General features: G+C 61.5%; 15 protein-coding genes. 9 read left to right on the top strand and 6 right to left on the bottom strand.

Annotation, left to right across the window (positions count from 1 at the left end; translation table 11 throughout):
• Nucleotides 1-11: 11 nt before the first annotated feature.
• Both hpaR (APH25_RS11095) and hpaA read right to left on the bottom strand, forming a co-directional pair.
• Complete coding sequence (gene hpaR / locus APH25_RS11095) at nt 12-434, bottom strand: homoprotocatechuate degradation operon regulator HpaR (protein WP_060481953.1); 423 nt, start codon at nt 432-434, stop codon at nt 12-14.
• Nucleotides 435-618: 184 nt separating this feature from the next.
• Nucleotides 619-1,524 (bottom strand): 4-hydroxyphenylacetate catabolism regulatory protein HpaA, encoded by a 906-nt coding sequence (gene hpaA, locus APH25_RS11090; RefSeq protein WP_060481952.1) that lies wholly within the window; start codon nt 1,522-1,524, stop codon nt 619-621.
• A gap of 169 nt (nt 1,525-1,693) precedes the next feature.
• Here hpaA and APH25_RS11085 point away from each other — a divergent pair, with 169 nt between their 5' ends.
• From APH25_RS11085 to hpaI, 8 genes are all read left to right on the top strand, one after another.
• On the top strand, nt 1,694-2,365 hold the full coding sequence (locus tag APH25_RS11085) for a fumarylacetoacetate hydrolase family protein (protein ID WP_060481951.1): 672 nt from the start codon (nt 1,694-1,696) through the stop codon (nt 2,363-2,365).
• On the top strand, nt 2,362-3,129 hold the full coding sequence (locus tag APH25_RS11080; RefSeq protein WP_060481950.1) for a fumarylacetoacetate hydrolase family protein: 768 nt from the start codon (nt 2,362-2,364) through the stop codon (nt 3,127-3,129). Before APH25_RS11085 ends, APH25_RS11080 begins: the two co-directional genes overlap by 4 nt.
• 5 nt (nt 3,130-3,134) lie before the next feature.
• Nucleotides 3,135-4,595 (top strand): 5-carboxymethyl-2-hydroxymuconate semialdehyde dehydrogenase, encoded by a 1,461-nt coding sequence (gene hpaE / locus APH25_RS11075; RefSeq protein ID WP_060482021.1) that lies wholly within the window; start codon nt 3,135-3,137, stop codon nt 4,593-4,595.
• 91 nt (nt 4,596-4,686) lie between these two features.
• On the top strand, nt 4,687-5,610 hold the full coding sequence (hpaD, locus tag APH25_RS11070) for a 3,4-dihydroxyphenylacetate 2,3-dioxygenase (RefSeq protein WP_060481949.1): 924 nt from the start codon (nt 4,687-4,689) through the stop codon (nt 5,608-5,610).
• Between the two features lie 57 nt (nt 5,611-5,667).
• The gene (locus tag APH25_RS11065; protein WP_060481948.1) at nt 5,668-6,078 is read left to right on the top strand and encodes a 5-carboxymethyl-2-hydroxymuconate Delta-isomerase; all 411 of its coding nucleotides are present in this window, start codon (nt 5,668-5,670) and stop codon (nt 6,076-6,078) included.
• A gap of 44 nt (nt 6,079-6,122) precedes the next feature.
• Entirely contained in the window at nt 6,123-7,430 is a 1,308-nt protein-coding gene (locus APH25_RS11060; protein ID WP_060481947.1) for an MFS transporter, read from the top strand.
• Between the two features lie 17 nt (nt 7,431-7,447).
• The gene (gene hpaH / locus APH25_RS11055; protein WP_060481946.1) at nt 7,448-8,251 is read left to right on the top strand and encodes a 2-oxo-hept-4-ene-1,7-dioate hydratase; all 804 of its coding nucleotides are present in this window, start codon (nt 7,448-7,450) and stop codon (nt 8,249-8,251) included.
• Between the two features lie 9 nt (nt 8,252-8,260).
• A complete protein-coding gene (gene hpaI / locus APH25_RS11050; RefSeq protein WP_060481945.1) occupies nt 8,261-9,064 on the top strand; it encodes a 4-hydroxy-2-oxoheptanedioate aldolase in 804 nt (267 codons plus the stop codon).
• A 64-nt stretch (nt 9,065-9,128) separates the two neighbouring features.
• Here the strand turns inward: hpaI and APH25_RS11045 are convergent, their stop codons facing one another.
• Together APH25_RS11045 and APH25_RS11040 are read right to left on the bottom strand one after the other, a co-directional pair.
• The gene (locus tag APH25_RS11045; RefSeq protein WP_028634143.1) at nt 9,129-10,070 is read right to left on the bottom strand and encodes a p-hydroxyphenylacetate 3-hydroxylase reductase component; all 942 of its coding nucleotides are present in this window, start codon (nt 10,068-10,070) and stop codon (nt 9,129-9,131) included.
• Nucleotides 10,071-10,148: 78 nt separating this feature from the next.
• Nucleotides 10,149-11,318 (bottom strand): p-hydroxyphenylacetate 3-hydroxylase oxygenase component, encoded by a 1,170-nt coding sequence (locus tag APH25_RS11040; RefSeq protein WP_060481944.1) that lies wholly within the window; start codon nt 11,316-11,318, stop codon nt 10,149-10,151.
• A 253-nt stretch (nt 11,319-11,571) separates the two neighbouring features.
• Between APH25_RS11040 and APH25_RS11035 the strand changes: the two genes are divergently transcribed.
• Nucleotides 11,572-12,165, top strand: coding sequence for a TetR/AcrR family transcriptional regulator (locus tag APH25_RS11035; protein WP_028634145.1), 594 nt, complete (start codon nt 11,572-11,574; stop codon nt 12,163-12,165).
• Between the two features lie 21 nt (nt 12,166-12,186).
• Here APH25_RS11035 and hpaR (APH25_RS11030) read toward each other — a convergent pair whose 3' ends face one another.
• Together hpaR (APH25_RS11030) and tyrS are read right to left on the bottom strand one after the other, a co-directional pair.
• Entirely contained in the window at nt 12,187-12,609 is a 423-nt protein-coding gene (gene hpaR / locus APH25_RS11030; RefSeq protein ID WP_028634146.1) for a homoprotocatechuate degradation operon regulator HpaR, read from the bottom strand.
• A 72-nt stretch (nt 12,610-12,681) separates the two neighbouring features.
• Complete coding sequence (gene tyrS / locus APH25_RS11025) at nt 12,682-13,911, bottom strand: tyrosine--tRNA ligase (RefSeq protein WP_156333154.1); 1,230 nt, start codon at nt 13,909-13,911, stop codon at nt 12,682-12,684.
• Between the last annotated feature and the right edge of the window lie 168 nt (nt 13,912-14,079).

Below are 14,079 nucleotides of genomic sequence, written 5' to 3'. Positions count from 1 at the left end.
CCAGGCCAGGTTCACGGCTCAACGCGTTTGAGCTCGTTAAGCAACTGCAGCAGCTGCTGAAGTTTATCTTCACCGAACTGCGCCTGAATCTTGCGGTAGTTGGCTTCCATTCCTTCACGCATGGCATCGAAACTCGCGCGCCCGGAATCGGTGAGCGTCACGAAGACTCGACGTTGATCTTCGGTGCCCTTGCGTCGGCAAACCAGCCCATCCCGCTCCAGGCGGCTGAGAACCCCGGTCATGCTCGGTTTGAGAATGCACGCCAGGTGCGCCAGCTGGTGGCTTTCCAACTCACCCTGCTGGTGCAGGATGCGAATAACCCGCCATTGCTGCTCTGTCAGATCGTGCTCATTGAGCAACGGCCTGAAAAATGCCATTGCGGCCTCACGGGCCTGCAGCAAGCTCAGCGTCAGTGAAGGGCGAGTCTCGGTCATGAGTAAAGCCTGTGCCATTTGATCCAGCTGACAAGCTTAGGGACATCTGACGAGTGCGACAACTGCCCCAGCCGATGGAAAGTGCAATCTCTTCCACGAAAAACCCATTCAAGCCCGCCCTGCAAGCTGCGAGCATCATTCTCAAACAACGACAATTCCTTGCAGGTATCGCCACGTGACCACCTCACTGCAACTCCGCCTGCCGCTGCCGATACTCGCCCGGTGTAAGTCCTGCATACCGATTGAAGAAACGGCTGAAGTAGGCCGGGTCCTTGAACCCGAGCTGGTAGCAGACTTCATTCACCGAGCCGCCAGAGAAAAGCAGCAAGCGCCTGGCCTCCTGCATCAGCCGTTCCAGCACCAGGCGTTTGGATGGCAGATCGGCGATTCGCCTGCAGATGTCGTTGAGCCGCGCTTCAGTCACCCCGATCTGTGCCGCGTAGCTAGCCAGCGGCCAGTGCTCGAGATAGTGCGCCTCGATCAGCGCGTTGAAGCGATGGAATATCTTCAAGTCTTCATGACGGGCCGGAGTCGCCTCGCGCGAGTTGGGGCAAAGCCGCAACAAGCTGATCACGATCAGCCGCGTGAGCGATTGCAGCGCCGCTTCGCGTCCCGGATCGGAGCCTGCGAACTCATCGCTGAGCGCCTCCAGCCAGGTTTCCAGGCGCCGCGCCTCGGCCTGATCCGCCGCCGGCACGTTGGCCAGCGCCACACACGCCGGCCGCACCTGCATTCCCGTCGGCAACAGGCTGGCATCCGCCTCGATCAATTGCCAAACCAATTGCTGGCGTACGGTGAGTACATGCCCGTCGCTGTCCGGATCGGTGACGAAAGAGTGAGTCACGGTCGGCGGCGTAAGGAAGAACATCGGCCCGGATTCGATGAACTGCTGGTCATCCAGATACACCCGCACAGTGCCGGACTTCACGTAGTGCACTTGAAAGAAGCGATCGTGGCGGTGCACCGGCATGTTGCGTCCGAAAAATCCGGCGAGGTTGTCCAGCCGGTCGTGATGCACCTCGCTCTCACTGTAGCGCTGGTCGTAAACCTGACCGATGTTGATGTTCGGAATGGGATGCCGATTGCTCATTGCTGCTTGTCCGCCAATGACTTGACCCAATTTGCAAAGGCTCATGGTGCACCCGCCAGGCGGGCGCTACAAGAGAAGCCTTGACCATAGTTAACATATTAACTATAACATTAACACATTAACGACTTTGCGGAGCAGCGTGCTGCTCCACCACCGCCAGGAGATAAGCATGAGCCATGCGTTGCATGACGTTGCGAACGGCACCGTGTTCGGCGTAGCGCTGAACTACAACGGTCTGCTACAGCAGCGTCTGGCCGAATTCGAGCAGCCGCCTTACAAACAGGCGCCGGTCAAGCCGGTGCTCTTCATCAAGACGCCCAACACCCGCAATACCCACGGTCGCGACGTGATTCACCCAGCCGGTGAACGCTTGCAACCAGGCCCTGCCTTGGGCGTGGTGATTGGCAAAGACGCCACCCGGGTGAGTGCCGCCGATGCGATGGCCCATGTAGCCGGCTTCACCATCGTCAACGAGTACAGCCTGCCGGAAGACAGCTACTACCGTCCTGCGGTCAAGGCCAAGTGCCGCGATGGCTTTTGCACCATTGGCCCCGACCTGGTCCCGGTGAGTGCAGTCACCGACCCACACCAGCTGGCCCTCAAGCTCTATGTGAACGGCGCTGTAGTGCAGGAAAACACGACTGCCAACCTGGTGCGCAGCATCCCGCAGTTGATCGCCGAACTGAGCGAGTTCATGACCCTGCACGCGGGCGATGTGCTGATCACCGGCACTCCGGAGGGGCGTGTCGACGTCCATCCTGGTGACCTCGTCGAAGTCGAGATCACCGGTCTTGGCCGCCTGGCCAACACCATCGTTGCCGAGCCGGGGGAGCCAGCATGAAACACGCGCGTATCTGTTATGAAGGCAGCGTCCATGCTGTCACCGTCGAAGCCGACAACACCGTTCGCCTGGCCGACGGCCGAGTGCTTGGTGAGCGCCAGGTCGAGTGGCTGCCACCGGCAAACGGAAGCATGTTCGCCCTCGGTTTGAACTACGCCGACCATGCCAAGGAGCTCGCCTTCGCTCCGCCCACCGAGCCGCTGGCGTTCATCAAGTCGCCGGGCACATACACCGGACACAACCAGGTCACCTGGCGCCCGGACTACGTCGGGTACATGCACTACGAGTGTGAACTGGTGGCTGTCATCGGCAAGCCGGCGAAGAACGTCAAGCGTGAGAACGCCATGGAGTACGTGGCCGGGTACACCGTGTGCAACGACTACGCCATCCGCGACTACCTGGAAAACTACTACCGCCCCAACCTGCGGGTGAAAAACCGCGACGCCACCACCCCCGTTGGCCCGTGGATCGTCGATGCAGCGGACGTGCCAGATGTGAGCAACCTGAAGCTGCGCACCTGGATCAACGGTGAGCTGAAGCAGGAAGGCACCACTGCGGACATGATCTTCGACATTCCGCACCTGATCGAATACTTCTCCAGCTTCATGACCCTCCAACCGGGCGACATGATCGCCACCGGCACGCCAGAGGGCCTGGCCGACGTGGTGCCGGGCGATGAAGTGGTGGTGGAAGTCGAAGGCGTCGCACGCCTGGTCAACCGCATCGTCAGCGAAGCTGACTTCTTCAAGAACAACAAGGCATGAGCAGCATGATCAAACATTGGATCAACGGCCGTGAGGTCGAGAGCAAAGACACCTTCGTCAACTACAACCCTGCCACTGGCGAGGCCATCGGCGAAGTGGCCAGTGGCGGCGCCGAGGAAGTTGCCGAGGCCGTCGCCGCGGCGAAGAAGGCCTTCCCGAAGTGGGCCAACACGCCGGCGAAGGAGCGCGCTCGCCTGATGCGCAAGCTGGGTGAACTGATCGACCAGAACGTGCCGAAACTGGCCGAACTGGAGACGCTGGACACCGGCCTGCCGATCCACCAGACCAAGAACGTGCTGATCCCGCGTGCCTCGCACAACTTCGACTTCTTCGCCGAAGTGTGCACCCGCATGGACGGCCACACCTACCCGGTCGACGACCAGATGCTCAACTACACCCTGTACCAGCCTGTGGGTGTGTGTGGCCTGGTGTCGCCCTGGAACGTACCGTTCATGACCGCCACCTGGAAGACCGCGCCGTGCCTGGCATTGGGCAACACTGCGGTACTGAAGATGAGCGAACTGTCGCCGCTGACGGCGAACGAGCTGGGCCGCCTGGCAGTAGAAGCCGGCATTCCGAATGGCGTATTGAACGTGATCCAGGGCTACGGCGCCACCGCCGGTGACGCGCTGGTCCGCCACCCGGACGTACGCGCCATCTCCTTCACCGGCGGTACCGCCACCGGTCGCAAGATCATGCAGACCGCGGGCTTGAAGAAATACTCGATGGAACTGGGTGGCAAATCGCCCGTGCTGATCTTCGAAGATGCCGATCTTGAGCGCGCGCTGGACGCAGCCTTGTTCACCATCTTCTCGCTGAACGGCGAACGCTGCACTGCCGGCAGCCGCATCTTCATCCAGGAAAGCGTGTACCCGCAGTTCGTCGCCGAGTTCGCAGCCCGCGCCAAACGCCTGATCGTCGGCGACCCGACCGACCCGAAAACCCAGGTTGGCTCGATGATCACGCAAGCGCACTACGACAAGGTCACGGGCTACATCAAGATCGGCATGGAAGAAGGCGCACGCCTGGTTGCAGGCGGCCTTGAGCGTCCAGCCAACCTGCCCGAACATCTGGCCAAAGGGCAGTTCGTCCAGCCGACCGTGTTCGCCGACGTGAACAACAAGATGCGCATCGCCCAGGAAGAGATCTTTGGCCCAGTGGTCTGCCTGATCCCATTCAAGGACGAAGCCGAAGCGCTGCAACTGGCCAACGACACCGAGTACGGCCTGGCCTCCTACATCTGGACCCAGGACATTGGCAAAGCGCACCGCCTGGCCCGCGGCATTGAAGCCGGCATGGTGTTCATCAACAGCCAGAACGTGCGCGATCTGCGTCAGCCGTTCGGTGGTGTGAAAGGCTCGGGTACCGGCCGCGAAGGCGGACAGTACAGCTTTGAAGTGTTCGCCGAAATCAAGAACGTATGCATTTCCATGGGTAGCCACCACATCCCGCGCTGGGGCGTGTGACTGTCAACCCAACGCGCCGGGCGGGCCAATGTTCTGACGACAGCCTGATCCGCCCGGCGCCACGGGGTCTACAACAATAAGGAGTCTGATCATGGGTAAAGTGGCCCTAGCGGCAAAGATCACTCACGTGCCCAGCATGTACCTGTCGGAAATGCCTGGCCCTCGCCACGGATTTCGCCAGGCCGCGATCGACGGGCATTACGAGATCAGCCGCCGTTGCCGTGAACTGGGTGTGGACACCATCGTCGTGTTCGACACCCACTGGCTAGTCAATGCCAACTACCACGTCCTCTGCGGCGAGCATTTCGAGGGGGTATACACCTCCAACGAACTGCCGCACTTCATCAGCAACATGGCCTATGGGTTCCCCGGCAACAAGGAACTGGGTCTGATCCTGAGCGAAACCTGTAATCGCTTCGGGGTCGAGACCATGGCCCACCACGCCACTACCTTGGGCCCTGAATACGGCACCCTGGTCCCGATGCGCTACATGAACCAGGACCAGCACTTCAAAGTGATTTCAGTCTCAGCGCTGTGCACGTCGCACTATCTGGCCGACAGCGCCCGCCTCGGCTGGGCCATGCGCAAGGCGGTGGAAGACCACTACGACGGCACCGTGGCGTTCCTTGCCAGCGGCTCGCTGTCCCACCGCTTCGCCCAGAACGGCCAGGCGCCAGACTTTGCCACCAAGGTCTGGAGCCCGTTCCTCGAAACCCTGGATCACCGTGTGGTGAACATGTGGGAGAACGCCGAATGGGAGGCATTCTGCGGGATGCTTCCTGAATACGCGGCCAAGGGCCACGGCGAAGGGTTCATGCACGACACGGCGATGCTCTTGGGTGTACTCGGCTGGTCGAAGTACGACGGCAAGGCCGAGGTAGTGACCCCGTACTTCGGTTCATCCGGTACCGGGCAGATCAACGCTATCTTCCCGATCACGCCTCAGGACGGCTCGGCCATACCGCCTGGGCAAGCAGCGAATCCGGCGAGTGTGGTTTCCACCAGCCGACTCTGACCCACCTGCCAGGCCTCCGCTTGGCGGCCTGGTGCCCTCGCCACAAGGAGGCACCTCATGCCACACCTGGTTCTGCTCTACACCCCTGACCTGGAAGCGGATGCCGACATCCCCGGTCTGTGCCGCGCCCTGGCCGACTGCATGCTCGAACAGCACGACGCAGCCGGCAAGGCGGTCTTCCCAACCGGTGGCACCCGCGTACTCGCCTACCCTGCCGCCCATTGCGCAGTGGCAGACGGCAACGGCGACTACGGCTTCTTGTACGCCAACCTGCGCATGGGCAGTGGCCGAAGCCCCGCTGTACATAAAGCGGTCGGCGACAACTTGCTGCAGGTGTTGAAGCAACGTCTGGATGAGCTGCTGCGCCAACGCCCGATCGGCATCACCGTGCAGATCGATGAAAGCACCCAGCAGGTCTACGACGCCAAGCACAGCACCTTGCACCCCCTGTTCAACCGCCCGGCCTGAGTCCAGGTCGCCCGCTGCCTCATCACACAACAAGTACAAAAAACATGAGTACACTCGAACATGCCTCGCCGGCCCCGACTCAGACCGAACTGGCCGACGCGACCCACCGCGCGGTCACCTGGCGGCTGATGCCGTTACTGCTGATCTGCTACCTGTTCGCCCACCTCGACCGCATCAACATCGGCTTTGCCAAGATGCAGATGAGCCAGGACCTGCAGCTGTCCGACACGGTCTACGGGCTGGGCGCCGGGCTGTTTTTCATTGCCTATGCCTTGTTCGGGGTGCCTAGCAACCTGATGCTTGAACGCTTCGGCCCACGCCGCTGGATCGCCACATTGATGGTGGTATGGGGCACGCTGTCGGCCAGCATGCTGCTGATCGAGAGCAGCAGCGCGTTCTACCTGCTGCGCTTCGCGCTGGGGGCCGCCGAGGCAGGGTTCTTTCCGGGCATCCTGGTCTACCTCAATCGCTGGTACCCCGCCGGGCGCCGGGCTCAGGTCACCGCATTGTTCGCGATCGCCGTGCCACTGGCCGGGGTGGTTGGCGGGCCGTTGTCAGGGGCGATCCTGGCATTCATGCACGAGGCAGCTGGCCTGCGTGGCTGGCAGTGGATGTTTTTACTGGAAGGCGCGCCAGTGATCCTGCTGGGCCTGGTGGTACTGTCTGCACTGCCTGAACACTTCGAGCGGGTGCACTGGCTCGACGACCAGCAGAAGGCTGCATTGCGTGCCCAGTTCGGCCGCGAAGATCAGCGCAAGACCGTGACATCGTTGGGCGGCATCCTCTGCAGCCCGGCGATCTGGCTGCTGGTGACGGTGTACTGCGCAGTGATGCTGGCGGTCAACACATTGGCCTTCTGGATGCCCAGCCTGATTCATGGCGCCGGCATCGGCAGCGACGCGCGCGTCGGCCTGCTCAGCGCTCTCCCCTACCTGGCCGGCTGCGTGTTCATGCTCGCGTGCGGCCGTTCCAGCGACCGCCAGCGCGAGCGCCGCTGGCACCTGTGCGTGCCACTGCTGATGGCCGCAGCCGGCATCGCCATCACCGGTTTGGCCCCGCAGCAACCCTGGCCCGTACTGGGTGGGCTGGTATTGGCGGGCATGGGAGCCAGTGCGGCCTTGCCGATGTTCTGGCAATTGCCTCCAGCATTCCTCAATGCCCGCACCCAAGCTGCCGGTATTGCCCTGATCAGTTCACTGGGCAGCATCGCCTCGTTCGCGGCGCCCTATTTCATCGGGTGGGTGCGCGACACCACGCAAAGCGCAAGTCTCGCGCTCTACGCGCTCGCCTGCTTCATCACCCTCGGAGGCCTGCTGGTGCTACGCACCCGGGCCGCCATCGTCAACCCTTGAACACAGAGATTGTCATCATGCTTGATAACGCTTTCATCCAGCAGGCCGCCGAACGCCTCGACCAGGCCGAGCGCTCTCGTGAGCAGGTCCGCCAGTTCTCCCTTGAGCAGCCAGCGATTACCATCGAAGACGCCTATGCCATCCAGCGCGCCTGGGTGGCCAAGAAGATCGCCGCTGGCCGCAAGCTGGTCGGCCACAAGATTGGCCTGACCTCGCGCGCCATGCAGGTGTCGTCGAACATCACTGAACCCGACTACGGTGCCTTGCTCGACGACATGCTGTTCGACGAAGGAAGCGACATCCCCTTCGATCGTTTCATCGTGCCGCGAGTCGAGGTGGAGCTGGCGTTCATCCTGGGCAAGCCGCTCAAGGGCCCCAACGTCACCGTGTTCGATGTACTGGAAGCCACTGAGTGGGTGATTCCGGCACTGGAGATCATCGACGCCCGTATCCAGCAGGTCGACCCGCAGACCCAGGTAACCCGCAAGGTGTTCGACACCATTTCCGACAACGCCGCCAATGCTGGCGTGGTCATGGGCGGGCGGGCCGTGCGCCCTACCGACATTGACCTGCGCAAGGTGCCGGCGGTGCTGTATCGCAATGGTGTGATCGAGGAGTCCGGTGTGAGTGCCGCTGTGCTCAATCACCCCGCCAAAGGTGTCGCCTGGCTGGCCAACAAGCTGGCGCCGTACGACGTCACCCTGCAGCCTGGCCAGATCATCCTCGGCGGCTCCTTTACTCGCCCGGTCGCCGCTCGCCCTGGGGACACCTTCCACGTCGACTACGACATGCTCGGCCCGATCGCCTGCCGCTTCGTCTGAGGACTGACCATGGACATGCCAATCAACCATTTCAAACAACGCCTGCGCAGCGGCCAGGCCCAGATCGGCCTGTGGCTCGGCCTGGCCGATGCCTACTGCGCCGAACTGGCCGCCAATGCTGGCTTCGACTGGCTGCTTATCGATGGGGAACATGCGCCCAACGACCTGCGCGGCATGCTCGCGCAGTTACAGGCAGTGGCCCCCTACCCTAGCCAGGCCGTGATACGCCCGGTGATCGGCGATACCGCACTGATCAAGCAAGTGCTGGATATCGGTGCTCAAACCCTCCTGGTACCGATGGTCGAAAGTGCCGAGCAGGCGCGACAACTGGTCAAGGCCGTGCATTACCCGCCGACCGGCGTACGTGGCGTGGGCAGTGCACTGGCGCGGGCGTCGCGCTGGAACAGCATCGCCGGCTACCTGGACCAAGCGGACGCGCAGATGTGCCTGCTGGTACAAATCGAGAACAAGGAAGGCCTGGCCAACCTGGACGACATCGTCGCAGTGGACGGCGTCGATGGCGTGTTCATCGGCCCTGCCGACCTCAGCGCTGCCATGGGCCACCGTGGCAATCCGGGGCACCCTGAAGTGCAGGCAGCGATCGAAGATGCCATTGTGCGAATCGGCAAGGCCGGCAAGGCGGCGGGGATTCTCAGTGCCGATGAGAAGCTGGCACATCGTTACATCGAACTGGGCGCGGCCTTTGTCGCAGTCGGCGTCGATACCACCGTGCTCATGCGCGGGCTGCGGGCCCTGGCGGGCAAGTTCAAGGATACGCCTGCGTTCAATAGTGTCGCAGGCGGTGTGTACTGAACCTTCGCTATCGCTAGAAACAAAAACGGCGCCCGATGGGCGCCGTTTTTGTTCAAGACCATTGTCACATCTGAATAATGGCTTTGAGCACGGTCTTGAAGGTCTCCAACTGCTCAGCACTGAACTGCCCGAACACCTTGTCCTGCTGCTCCTGAGCAATGCCCCACAGCGCTTCGGTCTCATCCACCCCTTTTGCAGACAGCCGCACACGACCGTCGTCGTCAGCGATCAAACTCTTGCGCTTGAGGTTGGCTACGGCCTCCTCAATCTCACGCGCAGGCATCGCCACTTCGCGCTGCAGGTCGTTCAAGCTGAGCCCAGCATCGTTTTCCAGCACCATCAACATACGGGCTTCGCTAGTGCGCAGGCCAGTGCACAATTGACGCGGCTGATAGTCGGCCTGGTAGGCACGCAGGGCCTGAGTCATCAGGTAGTACAGGTTGTGCTGCAGACGGCCCTGGAAGTGACTGCTCGGCGCCTGCCCTTCCGCCCGTCGGGTCATGCGGGTGTGCGGCAGCACCATCGAGTAAGCACCTTGATGGTAAAGCAGCGGAGAGCGGCCAAAGTCATCGAAGGCTACGACCTTGCCGACCAGGATCCAGTGATCGCCGCCGTCCAGTTGCTGGAACTTCTCACACTGGAAACGCGCCGCACAGTCGGCGAACAGCGGCGCACCACCGATCCCTTCCTCGTACTCGATGCCGGCGAAACGATCGTCCTTGGGACGTGCGAAGTTGTTCGACAGGTCGATCTGATCGGCCGCGAGGATGTTCACTGCAAAGTGCGAAGCTTCCTCGAAAACCTCATGGCTGGTGGAGCGTTTATCGATACTCCAGAGGATCAATGCGGGGTCCAGTGACACCGAGTTGAAGCTGTTGGCGGTGACACCGACCTTGCGGCCACTCGGCCCGGCTGCGGTGACCACAGTCACGCCAGTCGCGAAATTACCCAAGGCACGGCGGAAGGCACGGGTATCGAAATCGGTCACAGAGGTTGAATTGGACATGCAAGACTCCCGGGCAGGCCGAACGGGCCTGCCCCTGTTTGTTGTTGTGGTTGTTGCGGGGGATCAGCCGGGCGGCGGTCAAACCATCGCCGGGTCAGGCTCCAGGCCCATCAGTGCACGGCCAAGGATCTGTGCGCAGACGTCATAGTCGGTGTAAGCATGGGCACCGGTCATGTGCGAATCACGGAACAGTCGCTGCAGTTCATTGGTATCGAACCAAGCGCCGCCGCCGGCTGCTTCCATCAGGCGATCGACCGCCTGGATGCACATTTTCACCGCGTAGCCTTGGTTGGTGCGCCAGAACGCCAAGGTAGCGCGCGATGGGTATTCATGACGTTCGCTGTATTGCGCAATCTCGTCCCAGCTCTTTTCCAGCAACGCCCGTGCGGCAGCCACCTGGTGGGTGGACTCAGCCAGGCGCATCAGGGCAGGCGTGGCGGTACCGACCGCCGCACCGGTGTAGGCACGCACGCGGTTGCGGGTTTTCTCGCGGAACACTTCCAGCATGCGCTCGGCAATGCCCAGGCTGACGGTAGAGAAGCCGCTGGCGAAATAAGGGCGATACGGAGCGAAGAAAATCTTGCTGTCCGGGTACATACCGAAGCCGGCGGACTTGCCTTCCATCATATCCTTGGCCTTCTGGATGCGGTGCTCGGGCACGAAAGCGCCGCGTACGATCAGCGTCTTGCTGCCGCTGCCGCGCATGCCCACTGCATACCAGTCGTCACGGATTTCATAGTCGCTGCGCGGCAGAACCGCGAAGCAGTAATCCTGGGTGCCTTCGTCATTGGGCCGACGGAAGCCGAGGATCGCCCACTCGGCGTGGTCGCAGCCGGAGCTCCAGCCCATTTCACCACTGAAGGTCACACCGCCTTCCACCTCTTCGGTACGGCCGAACGGCGCGATGCTGCTGCTGGCCGTGGCGTCCGGGTCAGTACCCCATACGTCCTGCTGCAACTTGGCCGGGAACATCGCCATCTGGTGGCTGTGGGTGCACAGCAGGCTCATAGCCCAAGCGGTGCTGGCACACGCGCCGGCCAGCAACGCGATGCACTGGGCGAACTGCGGCAAGGAAATTTCCAGGCCACCGTACTGCTTGGGCAGGAAAGCGCGATGCATGCCGATACTTTTGAGCGAGGCGATGTTCTCTGCTGGCACACTGCGGTCTTGCTCAGCCTTGAATGCGTTGGCAGCAATGGCCGGCAGGATGGCTTTGAGGTCTTCCAGCAAAGGATTTGGCTTTTTCATGAACGGTCTCTTTATTATTGGATAACCAGCGTGCAACCCCCTGCGCGGCAGCGGGCAGCCGAATAGTCTCAATGACGCGTTCAGTATGTGGCTGAGGCAGGTGTCGAGAAATGCACGTTACGAGGGGAAAATTGTACTTTCCATGGTATCGGCCCTGGGTTCACCTCGAAGCGATTGACCCCTGCCCCAGTCGCCACCACAATCCTCCTCGAAGCGCGCGTGGCCTACCCGCGCCATTGATGGAGTGACCTGGTTGAAAGCGCTTTCCCCCTCTGCGGCACGTATCTGCGACGCCGCCGTCGGCCACTTCGCAGCATTCGGTTACGACGCCTCCTCGTTGAATGAGATCGCTCAACTGGCTGGCATGCGTAAAGCCTCGCTCTACGCGCACTTCGCGAACAAGGATGCATTGTTCCTGGAAGCGTTTCAGCGTGCACTGGAAGTGGAGACCCAATTCGTCGAGAGCACTTTTCGAGAGGAGGCGGCGGGCGCAGTAGCGCCTGGGCACTGGCTGGTGCTTCACCTTGCCGAGCGCTACCAACAGTCGCAGAACCTGCGTTTCATCCTGCGCACCGCGTTTCTGCCTCCGATCGATATCAAGGAGGCCGTCACCTCAGGGTTCGAGCGATATCTGGACGGCGTGCGCGAAGGTTTTTGCCAAGCGCTGCATGCGCGCTATAGCTGGGCCGACCTGGCAAGCACACGCCTGGAGGTCTATGCCGATGCCTACCTGGGCATCATCGACAGCCTGCATGTGGAACTGATGTATGCCGACCCCGCCGTCTATGCACGACGTGCGGCATCGCTGTTGAAAATCCTTGACGACTCATTGTCGCTGAACCGCTAAGGCGAGGGCAGCCACGCGGACCTACGGCTTGATCTTCTTCATCTCTTCGAGCAGCCGGGTCAGTTGCTGAAGCTTTTCCTCGCCGAACTGACTCAGGATCTTGTCGTAGTTGCGGCCCATTTCCTCGCTCATGGCCAAAAACACCTGCTGCCCCTTGACCGTGAGGTTGATGAATACCCTGCGTTGGTCTTCAGAAGACTTGCGCCGCGCGACAATACCGTCGCGCTCAAGGCGCTTGAGCACGCCGCTCATGCTCGGTTTGAGAATACAGGCAAGCTCAGCCAACTGATGGCTTTCCAACTCACCCTGCTGGCGCAGGATACGAATGACCCTCCATTGCTGTTCGGTCAACTCGTGGGCGTTCAGCGCCGGGCGGAAGAACGCCATGGTGGCTTCGCGAGCCTGCAGCAGCGTGAGCGTAAGGGAGGGGCGTGGCGTGGTCATTCGTACGGGGGCTCGTCGATAAAAAGCGTGCAGGCGAGTATGCCAGCACGCGCTCATTAATACATTAACCAATTACTCGATAAGCAAGTGGTAATGGCGCTTCTTGCCCAAGCTCAGGCGCCATTGATGCTGGCCAGGCGGTAAATCGGCGTCCACTGATAGCACCACCTCACCATCCAGGCGCAATCCACCACCCTCCGCCAGTCGCCTTGCCGCACCACGCGACGTTTGCAGACCGGCCTGCACCAGTACCTCAGCCAGGCTCAAGACCTGCAGCGTGCTGCGTGCTACGGCAATAGTGGTCAACCCAGCGCTGCTGCCGTCCCCGTACACGCCACTGGCGGCCTCTCGCGCAGCCTTGGCAGCCTCAGCGCCGTGCGCCAGGGCTGTCACCTCATCGGCCAGCAGCGCCTTGGCCTGGTTCAAGGCCGCACCACCCTCGCGCGTCAGTTCGGCGATCCGCTCCAGCGAAAGTTCTGTAAACAGGGCCAGAAAGCGCGGAAGGTCCCGATCGTCGCAATTGCGCCAGAACTGCCAGAAGTCGAAGCTCGGCAGGCGACGCTCGTCAAGCCAGACTGCGCCGTTGAGCGACTTGCCCATCTTCTTGCCATCGCTATTGGTCAATAACGGCATGGTCAGACCGAACAACTGACGCTGATCACGGCGCCGGGCCAGCTCGACGCCATTGATGATGTTGGCCCACTGGTCAGCACCGCCCAATTGCAGCGTGCAGTCGTGCTGACGCGCCAGCTCGGTAAAGTCATGGGCCTGCAGCAGGGTATAACCGAACTCCAGAAATGACAGCGAGTGTTCCCGGTCCAGGCGTTGGCGCACCGAGTCGAACGTCAACAGGCGGTTGATCGAGAAGTAACGCCCAACCTGGTCGAGGAACTGCAGATAGCCGATACCATCGAGCCACTGCGCGTTGTCGACCACCAAGCCCTCCCCCTCACCCAAACGCAGGTAGCGCCCGAAGGTCCGCGTGATGCCAGCGATATTGGCCTGAATCTGCGCCTCATCGAGTACCGGGCGGCTCTCGTCCCGGAAGCTTGGGTCACCGATCCGCGTGGTCGCGCCACCGATCAGCAGGATCGGGCGGTGCCCAGCCTTCTGCAGCCAGCGCATTAGCATCAAACCCTGCAGGTGCCCGACATGCAGGCTGTCGGCTGTGGCATCAAAGCCCAGGTAGAACGTGCGCGGTCCATCGCGCAGATGAGAGCGTAGTCCTTCGAGGTCAGTGCTCTGGTGAATGAAGCCCCTGGCTTGCAGGTGGCCGATCAGGTCGGAATGCAGGTCGCTCATGACAACTCCTGGGTAAAGCCCGAGGAGCGAGACACACGTCCAGCCGCCCCGGGCGGATGACGTGCACGCAGTCACGACCGCCTCAGCTTGAGGTGGCGTAACGGCGGTAACGTAGTAGATTTATTAACATATTCATGACATCCATGATCAAGGAGTCTACGACGTACG

Source organism: Pseudomonas sp. NBRC 111119, from assembly GCF_001320125.1.
GTDB lineage: Bacteria > Pseudomonadota > Gammaproteobacteria > Pseudomonadales > Pseudomonadaceae > Aquipseudomonas > Aquipseudomonas parafulva.
The sequence above is the reverse complement of the archived record's forward strand: the minus strand, read 5'-3'. Positions and strand labels throughout refer to the sequence as shown.

Coding starts and splice junctions, on each gene's coding strand:
- hpaR (WP_060481953.1), bottom strand. CDS start 434: ATGACCGAGACTCGCCCTTCACTGACGCTGAGCTTGCTGCAGGCCCGT.
- hpaA (WP_060481952.1), bottom strand. CDS start 1,524: ATGAGCAATCGGCATCCCATTCCGAACATCAACATCGGTCAGGTTTAC.
- APH25_RS11085 (WP_060481951.1), top strand. CDS start 1,694: ATGAGCCATGCGTTGCATGACGTTGCGAACGGCACCGTGTTCGGCGTA.
- APH25_RS11080 (WP_060481950.1), top strand. CDS start 2,362: ATGAAACACGCGCGTATCTGTTATGAAGGCAGCGTCCATGCTGTCACC.
- hpaE (WP_060482021.1), top strand. CDS start 3,135: ATGATCAAACATTGGATCAACGGCCGTGAGGTCGAGAGCAAAGACACC.
- hpaD (WP_060481949.1), top strand. CDS start 4,687: ATGGGTAAAGTGGCCCTAGCGGCAAAGATCACTCACGTGCCCAGCATG.
- APH25_RS11065 (WP_060481948.1), top strand. CDS start 5,668: ATGCCACACCTGGTTCTGCTCTACACCCCTGACCTGGAAGCGGATGCC.
- APH25_RS11060 (WP_060481947.1), top strand. CDS start 6,123: ATGAGTACACTCGAACATGCCTCGCCGGCCCCGACTCAGACCGAACTG.
- hpaH (WP_060481946.1), top strand. CDS start 7,448: ATGCTTGATAACGCTTTCATCCAGCAGGCCGCCGAACGCCTCGACCAG.
- hpaI (WP_060481945.1), top strand. CDS start 8,261: ATGGACATGCCAATCAACCATTTCAAACAACGCCTGCGCAGCGGCCAG.
- APH25_RS11045 (WP_028634143.1), bottom strand. CDS start 10,070: ATGTCCAATTCAACCTCTGTGACCGATTTCGATACCCGTGCCTTCCGC.
- APH25_RS11040 (WP_060481944.1), bottom strand. CDS start 11,318: ATGAAAAAGCCAAATCCTTTGCTGGAAGACCTCAAAGCCATCCTGCCG.
- hpaR (WP_028634146.1), bottom strand. CDS start 12,609: ATGACCACGCCACGCCCCTCCCTTACGCTCACGCTGCTGCAGGCTCGC.
- tyrS (WP_156333154.1), bottom strand. CDS start 13,911: ATGAGCGACCTGCATTCCGACCTGATCGGCCACCTGCAAGCCAGGGGC.